The following is a 7,969-nucleotide window of genomic DNA, read 5'->3' on the forward strand; positions in this document are numbered from 1 at the left end:
GCCCGCCCGGGCCGCTCACCAGGCCGACGGGTCCCGGCCGTCCACGGCGAAGACCGTGCCGTCGGGCGCGGCGGCGAGCACGCGCCCGCCCACGACCACCGGGGCGGCAGGGCCGCTCACGACCCGGGAAGAGTCCGCGCCGAGACGGGCGCGCGTCTGCCCGGTGAGCCTCCCCGTCCGCGCGTCCACGGCGAGCAGCCGGCCGTCGCTCGCCGTGACGTACACGTGCCCGCCCTGCGCCACGGGCGCCGACCCGCGGCTCACCGACGTCTCCAGATGCCACAGGCGCCGGCCCGACCCCACGTCCACGGCGTCGAGGGAGCCGCCGGCGGCCAGGACGTACACCACGCCCCCGCGCACGGTCGCGTGCGCGCCGTCGAGGACGCTGGGAAGCGCGACGCGCCGCGTCGCGCCCGTACCGGGGGTGTAGCGGACGATCTCCTGGGCGCCGTAGGCGCTGTCCACGGCCAGGAAGAACACCGAACCGTCCTGCGCGGCGAACGGCTTGAGCCAGCCCCGCAGCCGTGCGTCCCACCGCACCCGGCCCGTCCGCGGGTCCACCGCGGTCACCCGGGTGCTCCTCGCGTCGGCGGACGTACGCGTCGCATAGGCCGACGGGTCCCCGGGGAACGCGGCGAACGACGGCACGCCCGAACCGGGCACCCCGCCGAGCCGGCGCGCGGCGCCCGTCGCGCCGTCCACGCCGGTGACCGTTCCGTCGGCGCCGGTGAGCAGGGCCGTGTCACCGGCGTACCGCACCGTCGTCCCCGCCGGCAGGCGGCGCCGCCAGACCTCCTCGCCGGTGGCCGGATCCAGCCCCGCGAGCCGTGAGCCGCCGTCCGTGTACGGCTGCACCAGCCCGCCGGAGACGACCGGCGGGCCGCTCGTGGAGCGCGTCCCGACCGGGCGCCGCCACAGCAGCCTGCCGTCGGACACGGACAGCGCGAAGACGACGCCCGGCCGCGCGCAGAACAACCGGCCCGCCCCCGCGGCGCACTGAGGCATGCCCGCGCCTGCGGGCACCGGCCGGGCCGTCCAGCTCCCGGAGGCGGCGACCGGGGCGGGCGCGCTCCCCGGCCGGGGCGCCCGCTCGTCGCCGCCGAACGCCCGCACCGAGGCCAGGCCCGCCACCAGCGCCAGCGCGAGGACTCCGGCCCCCACCGCCGCCCGCCCGCCCCGCCGCGGCGCCCGACGCCGTCCGGCCGGCGCGGAAGGGGCGGGAGGGGCGGCGGCGGCCTCCGGCTCGGCCTCCTCCCCGCCCGTCCGCTGCGCCGGCACGAACGCCTGCGTGTCGTACGAGGCCGCCAGCGAGCGCAGCTCCCGCATCAGCTCGTCCGGCGTGGGCCGGTCCTCGGGCTCCTTGGCGAGACAGCGCCGCACCAGCGGCGCGAGGGAGTCCGGCACACCCGTCAGATCGGGCTCGTCGTGCACCACCTGGTACGCGACGACGTACGGGCTGTCCGAGTCGAACGGGCCGCGCCCGGTGGCCGCGTGCACCATGACCGATCCCAGCGCGAACACGTCGGCGGCCGGGCCCACCTCCCGCGGGCGCCGGAACTGCTCCGGCGCCATGAACGGCGGTGTGCCGATCAACTTGCCGGTCTCGGTCCGCAGTTCGCTGTCCTTCGGCCGGGAGATGCCGAAGTCGATGACCTTGGGCCCGTCCTCGGCGAGCAGCACGTTGCTGGGCTTCAGATCGCGGTGCACGACCCCGACCCGGTGGATGTCCCGCAGCGCCTCGGCGAGCCCGGCCATCAGCCGACGCAACTGGGCCGGAGGCATCGGGCCCTTCCGCTTCACATGTTCCGAGAGGGTCGGGCCCGGTATGAACAGCGTGGCCATCCAGGGCCGCCCGGCCTCCGGGTCGGCGTCCACGACGGACGCGGTGAAGGCGCCGCTGACCCTGCGGGCGGCGGCCACCTCCTGCCGGAAACGGCCCCTGAACTCGGGATCGCGGGCGAACTCGGCATGCACGACCTTCACCGCGAGTTTCATCCCGGAGGTGCTGCGCGCCAGGTGCACCACGCCCATGCCACCGGAGCCCAGACAGGACTCCAGACGGTAGTGACCGAGGTACTCGGGAAGTTCCGCTTCCGTATCAGCCCCGGTATTGCGCTGCGGCGCCATGGACCACCCCCGTGCTGTTCGTCCGTGCGCGCGACGCACGGAGCCTAGTCGATGACTCGTACGAGACAGAGGCGGCTTGCTAGCGTCTGCGTGCGAGTCGCACGAAGGCGTTTCGCGCCTGGTTCCAGGCACGCCACGGGGGAGGACTTCTTTCATGTCAGTTGACCGCGCAATCGAGGCCGAGGGCATCGACGGGGGCATCGACGAGGGCATCGACGGGGGCGCCGCGGCGCAGGCGGCGACCGTCCGCACCTACGCCGTCGCCCCCGGCGCCCGGCTGAACGTCCGCAGCGGCCCCGGCACCGGGTACAACCTCGTCCGCGTCCTGCCTGAGGGCGTCCGGGTGCCGATCTACTGCCAGACGCCCGGCACGACGGTGACGGGCGCCTACGGCACGTCGAACATCTGGGACTGCATCGACAGCGGCGAGTACGTCTCGGACGCGTACGTGAACACGGGCGCCGACGGCTACGTCGCGGCCCGCTGCGGCTGACCGTCCGCCCCGCCGGGGGCGGCCTCCCGAAAGGGGCCGCTCCCGCAGGGCTACGGCAGGTGAGGACGCGGCCCCCGCTCGGCCGGCGCGCCGGTGCCCGGCCGGGCGTCGGCGCCGCGGTGCCGGCCGGTCCGGCGCCGGGCGTCGGGGCCGCGGTGTCGGCCGGTCCGCGCCTTCCGGGACGCCGATGCGCCCCTCGGCCTCCGTACGCGGCACCGCGACGGGGAAGCCGAGGACGCCGTCGCCGCGTGCCCCGGCATCTGACCACGGGGGGAGCCCGGTGACCGCAGGGTCACGACCGGCGTGCCGGCCTCCCGCCCCCATGTCCTGGGCGCACCCGCCCCGGCCGGGAGCGGCCTCCCGGCCGGAGCCATAATCGTTCCGTGAGCGACGAAACCGGCACCGCGGACACCTCGGCGGGCCCCGCCGGCAGCGAGCTGCGGGGCGACGGGGCGGCCCCTGGCCCCCGCCCCGAGCCCCTGCGCTTCTTCGGCACCTCCTGGGTGCACCACGACGACGGCTACGCGGCCCGCCGCGCGGCCGTCGCCGCCGGCTCCCTCGCCGCGGCCGCCGTCTCCTGCCTGGTGCTGCGCTTCGCCTACGAGGGCATCCGGATCGCCGGCACCGGCTCCTTCGTGACGGTGCTGGTCACCGCCACGTTCGCGATCTGCAGCGCGCTCGCCTTCCGCAACACCTGGGAGGGCTTCGACAAGCGCCTCGACCCGCAGCGCCAGGCGTCCCTGCGCGGCCTGCTCGCGATCGGCTTCGTCGGCTCCCTCCTGGCCTGGTTCTTCCGCTCCCTCACCGAGGCCCCGGGCGAGAAGCTGCACCGCGAGGAGTACGAGAAGGCGCGCGAGGAGTACGAACGCCGCGCCACCCGCCGCACCGGCAACCCGTCGAAGAGGAAACGCCGCCGGTAGGACCTTCGGGCAGAACCGCCCCGACCTCCTCCTCTCCTTCTTCTCCTCCTCTCCTTCTCCCTCCGTTTCTCCTTCCCCGCGTCCCGGAGCGGCGGTCGGCCCGTGCCGGCCGCCGCTTCCGCATGCGCGCCCCTTCCGCCGCACGCGCGTCCCCCGCCTGCGGATCCGCGGACACACCGCCGGCTCCCCTTGACGCCCCAGACCTGGCGGACGGAGTATTCATCACATGATGAATTGCTCGTCGGACCCGCCGTCCCGGCCCGTCGTCCCCGCCGTCCGCGCCGACGACCTCACCGTCGTCCGCGGCCCCCGCACGGTCCTGCACCACCTCCGCTTCACCGTCCCCCGCGGCCAGATCACCGGGCTGCTCGGCCCCTCCGGCTGCGGCAAGTCCACCCTCATGCGCGCCATCGTCGGCACCCAGGCCGGGGTCACCGGCACCCTCGACGTCCTCGGCCACCCGGCCGGCCACCCGACCCTGCGCAGCCGCATCGGCTACGTCACCCAGGCGCCCTCCGTCTACGACGACCTCACCGTCCGCCAGAACCTCGAATACTTCGCCGCGGTCCTCGACCCCGGCCTCACCCGCACGCGCTCCCGCGGGGAGACGCCCGCCGCCGAACGCCGCCACCAGCACGTCACCCAGGCCATCGCCGACGTCGACCTCACCCGCCACGCCGACACCCTCGCCGGCAACCTCTCCGGCGGCCAGCGCAGCCGCGTCTCCCTGGCCGTGGCCCTCCTCGGCGCCCCGGAACTCCTCGTCCTGGACGAACCGACCGTCGGCCTCGACCCCGTCCTGCGCCGGGATCTGTGGGACCTCTTCCACGACCTCGCCGCCACCCGCGGCGCCACCCTCCTCGTCTCCTCCCACGTCATGGACGAGGCCGAGCGCTGCCACCGCCTCCTCCTGATGCGCGAGGGCGAGATCCTCGCCGACGACACCCCGGACGCCCTGCGCACCCGCACCGGCGCCGACACCGTGGAGGCCGCCTTCCTGCACCTCGTCGACGAGGCAGCCGCCGCGAGCCGCACGAAAGAGAGCACCCGATGAGCCCGACGCCCACGACGACGGCCCCGGCCGCCCCCGCCGCGACCCCCGGCGCGCTCAGCGCCTCCCGCACCACCGCCACCGCGGCCCGGGTCCTGCGCCAGCTCCGCCACGACCCGCGCACCATCGCGCTGATGCTTCTCATCCCGTGCCTGATGCTGATCCTGCTGCGCTACGTCTTCGACGCCAGCCCGCGCACCTTCGACAGCATCGGCGCCTCGCTGCTCGGTGTCTTCCCCCTGATCACGATGTTCCTGGTCACCTCCATCGCCACCCTGCGCGAACGCACCTCCGGCACCCTCGAACGCCTCCTCGCCCTGCCCCTCGGCAAGGCCGACCTCATCGCCGGCTACGCCCTGGCGTTCGGCGCCCTCGCCATCGTCCAGTCCGCCCTCGCCACCGGCCTCGCGGTCTGGTTCCTCGGCCTGGACGTCATCGGCTCCCCGTGGCTGCTCCTCCTCGTCGCCCTGCTCGACGCCCTGCTCGGCACGGCCCTCGGCCTTTTCGTCTCGGCCTTCGCGGCATCCGAGTTCCAGGCGGTCCAGTTCATGCCCGCGGTGATCTTTCCCCAGCTCCTCCTGTGCGGTCTGTTCACACCCCGCTCCGCCATGCACCCCGCCCTGGAGGCCGTCTCGGACGTCCTCCCGATGTCGTACGCCGTCGACGGCATGAACGAGGTCGTCCACCACACCGACATGACCGCCGCCTTCGTCCGGGACGTGCTGATCGTGGCCGGCTGCGCCCTGCTGGTGCTGGCGCTGGGGGCGGCGACGCTGCGCCGCCGGACCGTCTGATCCACCGCACGGCGCGGACGTCCGCCCACCGGACGATCCACCCGCACGTCACCCCGCCGGTGCGAGGATGAGCCGCATGAGCCAGAAAGTCGCAGTCCTCGGCACCGGCAAGATCGGTGAAGCCCTGCTCAGCGGAATGATCCGGGCCGGCTGGTCCCCCGCCGACCTCCTGGTCACCGCCCGCCGCCCGGAACGCGCCGAGGAACTCCGCACCCGCTACGGGGTCACCCCGGTCAGCAACGCCGAGGCCGCCAAGGCCGCCGACACCCTGATCCTCACGGTGAAGCCGCAGGACATGGGCGCCCTCCTGGACGAGCTGGCCCCGCACCTCCCCACCGGCCGCCTGGTCATCAGCGGCGCCGCCGGCATCCCCACCTCCTTCTTCGAGGAGCGCCTGGCCGCGGGCACCCCCGTCGTCCGTGTCATGACCAACACCCCCGCCCTCGTCGACGAGGCCATGTCGGTCATCTCCGCAGGCAGCCACGCCACCGAGCAGCACCTCGCGCACGCCGAGGAGATCTTCGGCGGCGTCGGCAAGACGCTCCGCGTCCCCGAGGCCCAGCAGGACGCCTGCACCGCCCTGTCCGGCTCCGGCCCGGCCTACTTCTTCTACCTGGTCGAAGCCATGACCGACGCCGGCATCCTGCTCGGCCTGCCCCGCGACAAGGCCCACGACCTCATCGTCCAGTCCGCGATCGGCGCCGCCGTGATGCTCCGCGACAGCGGTGAGCACCCGGTGAAGCTCCGCGAGAACGTCACCTCGCCGGCCGGTACGACCATCAACGCCATCCGCGAACTGGAGAACCACGGCGTACGAGCCGCCCTCATCGCCGCCCTGGAAGCCGCCCGCGACCGCAGCCGCGAACTGGCCTCCGGCACGAAGGACTGACCCCGACGGCTCCTGCGGGCGACGGCCCCGCCGCCCGCAGTCCGCGTCCGGCTACCGGGAAGTGCTCAGCGAAGGCTCCGCCGCGGGCGGCAGCAGCCCGATCGCCCGATAGGCCGTATCGACCGTCGGCCGGGCCAACGCCCGCGCCTTCTCCGCTCCGTCCCGCAGCACCCCCTCCACATACGCCGGATCGGCGCACAGCTCCCGGTGCCGGGCCTGCACCGGGCGCAGCACCTCCACCACGGCCTCGGCGGTGTCCTTCTTCAAAGAGCCGTACGAGTCGTGAACGTCCGCCAGTGACTCAGGGTTCCCGCCCGTGCACGCGGCGAGTATCTCCAGCAGATTGGCGACCCCGGGCCGCCCCTCCCGGTCGTACTCCACACCGGTGCCGCTGTCGGTCACGGCCCGCATGATCTTCTTCCGCACCACGTCGGGCTCGTCCAGCAGGTAGACGACCCCCTGCCCCGCGTCCGACTTCCCCATCTTCGATGTCGGGTCCTGCAGGTTCATCACCCGGGCCGCCACCCCCGGAAGCGACGCCTTCGGCACCACGAAGGTGCGCCCGTACCGCTGGTTGAAGCGCACCGCGAGATCCCGCGCCAGCTCCACGTGCTGCGCCTGGTCGTCCCCGACCGGCACCTCGTCCGCGCCGAAGGCCAGGATGTCCGCGGCCATCAGCACCGGATAGGTCAGCAGCGACAGCCGTACGCTCCCGCCGCGCGCCCGCACCCGGGCGGACTTCTCCTTGTACTGGATCATCCGCCGCATCTCACCGTCGCTCGCCACGCACTCCAGCAGATAGGACAGCCGGGTGTGCTCGTCGACGTGGCTCTGCACGTAGAGGGTGCACAGAGCCGGATCCAGGCCGGCGGCCAGCAGCAGCGTCGCTGCCTGCCGGGTGAGCCGGCACACCCGCGCCGGATCGTGGTCCACGGTCAGCGCGTGCAGATCCACGATGCAGAACAGCGAGTCCGCCCGGTGCTGGTCGACCTCGGCCCAGCGGCGCATGGCCCCCAGGTAGTTCCCCAGGGTCGCGTGCCCGGTCGGCTGGATCCCGCTGAAGACCCGCTTCATCTCCACTCCACCTTCTGGTCGGGACCGCCGCCCTCCGCGGCCGGCCCCCGACTCCGGAGGGAGATGCACGAACGGCCGCCGAAGCGGCGGCCGTTGAGCGCATACGTGAGGACGGCCGCCGTCAGGCGGCCCACCAGAGCTGGGTACACGTACGCGTGGTCATGTCGTCCACGGTACGCCTCCAGGGGCCCCCGTACACGTGAGTTGACACGTCTCGGGCCGATCCGTAGGGTTCTCCGAGTTGTCCGACGTGAGCGCCGACCCCGGTCGGTCCCCGGACAGCCATTCCGCAAGCACCACCCACTCCCTCGACGCCCAGGCGCCGACTGCTTTGGCGTGCGTAATTGCGAAATGAGGAATCCGCGTTCGAAAGGACGCAGCTCCCGATTGGCTTCGGGGGCCGGATATCCGCTAAAGTCTCACTCGTCGGAACGGCCCAAGGGCCGGGAAGACAAGCCCGCCTGACTGGGAGTCAGACGCCGAAAGGATCTGATAGAGTCAGAACCGCCGGAAAGGGAAACGCGAGAGCGGGAACCTGGAAAGCACCGAGGAAATCGGATCGGAAAGATCTGATAGAGTCGGAGACACCGAAGGGAAGCGCCCGGAGGAAAGCCCGAGAGG

At 73.5% G+C, this 7,969-nt stretch carries 7 protein-coding genes; 5 read left to right on the top strand and 2 right to left on the bottom strand.

The features are described from left to right. Nucleotides 1-15 precede the first annotated feature (15 nt). Entirely contained in the window at nucleotides 16-2,127 is a 2,112-nt protein-coding gene (locus ABZ261_RS16785) for a serine/threonine-protein kinase (protein ID WP_356859751.1), read from the bottom strand. A 154-nt stretch (nucleotides 2,128-2,281) separates the two neighbouring features. Here ABZ261_RS16785 and ABZ261_RS16790 point away from each other — a divergent pair, with 154 nt between their 5' ends. The 5 genes from ABZ261_RS16790 to proC all read left to right on the top strand — a co-directional run bounded on the left by ABZ261_RS16790 (nucleotide 2,282) and on the right by proC (nucleotide 6,274). After that, entirely contained in the window at nucleotides 2,282-2,620 is a 339-nt protein-coding gene (locus ABZ261_RS16790) for an SH3 domain-containing protein (protein ID WP_356859753.1), read from the top strand. A 383-nt stretch (nucleotides 2,621-3,003) separates the two neighbouring features. Next, nucleotides 3,004-3,540, top strand: coding sequence for an EamA/RhaT family transporter (locus tag ABZ261_RS16795; RefSeq protein WP_356859755.1), 537 nt, complete (start codon nucleotides 3,004-3,006; stop codon nucleotides 3,538-3,540). A gap of 226 nt (nucleotides 3,541-3,766) precedes the next feature. Next, a complete protein-coding gene (locus ABZ261_RS16800; protein WP_356859757.1) occupies nucleotides 3,767-4,594 on the top strand; it encodes an ABC transporter ATP-binding protein in 828 nt (275 codons plus the stop codon). Beyond that, nucleotides 4,591-5,385, top strand: a complete 795-nt coding sequence (locus ABZ261_RS16805) for an ABC transporter permease (RefSeq protein WP_356859759.1) — start codon at nucleotides 4,591-4,593, stop codon at nucleotides 5,383-5,385. Before ABZ261_RS16800 ends, ABZ261_RS16805 begins: the two co-directional genes overlap by 4 nt. 76 nt (nucleotides 5,386-5,461) lie before the next feature. Continuing rightward, entirely contained in the window at nucleotides 5,462-6,274 is an 813-nt protein-coding gene (proC, locus tag ABZ261_RS16810; protein WP_356859761.1) for a pyrroline-5-carboxylate reductase, read from the top strand. Nucleotides 6,275-6,325: 51 nt separating this feature from the next. On the opposite strand, the gene trpS is transcribed toward proC, so the two are convergent. Further along, nucleotides 6,326-7,348 (bottom strand): tryptophan--tRNA ligase, encoded by a 1,023-nt coding sequence (gene trpS / locus ABZ261_RS16815; RefSeq protein ID WP_356859763.1) that lies wholly within the window; start codon nucleotides 7,346-7,348, stop codon nucleotides 6,326-6,328. Nucleotides 7,349-7,969: the final 621 nt, after the last annotated feature.

The organism is Streptomyces sp. NPDC006193 (assembly GCF_040613915.1).
GTDB lineage: Bacteria > Actinomycetota > Actinomycetes > Streptomycetales > Streptomycetaceae > Streptomyces.

Bases quoted from the DNA above. Each gene is read 5' to 3' on its own strand.
- trpS (WP_356859763.1), bottom strand. From the start codon at position 7,348: ATGAAGCGGGTCTTCAGCGGGATCCAGCCGACCGGGCACGCGACCCTG.
- ABZ261_RS16805 (WP_356859759.1), top strand. From the start codon at position 4,591: ATGAGCCCGACGCCCACGACGACGGCCCCGGCCGCCCCCGCCGCGACC.
- ABZ261_RS16785 (WP_356859751.1), bottom strand. From the start codon at position 2,127: ATGGCGCCGCAGCGCAATACCGGGGCTGATACGGAAGCGGAACTTCCC.
- proC (WP_356859761.1), top strand. From the start codon at position 5,462: ATGAGCCAGAAAGTCGCAGTCCTCGGCACCGGCAAGATCGGTGAAGCC.
- ABZ261_RS16790 (WP_356859753.1), top strand. From the start codon at position 2,282: ATGTCAGTTGACCGCGCAATCGAGGCCGAGGGCATCGACGGGGGCATC.
- ABZ261_RS16800 (WP_356859757.1), top strand. From the start codon at position 3,767: ATGATGAATTGCTCGTCGGACCCGCCGTCCCGGCCCGTCGTCCCCGCC.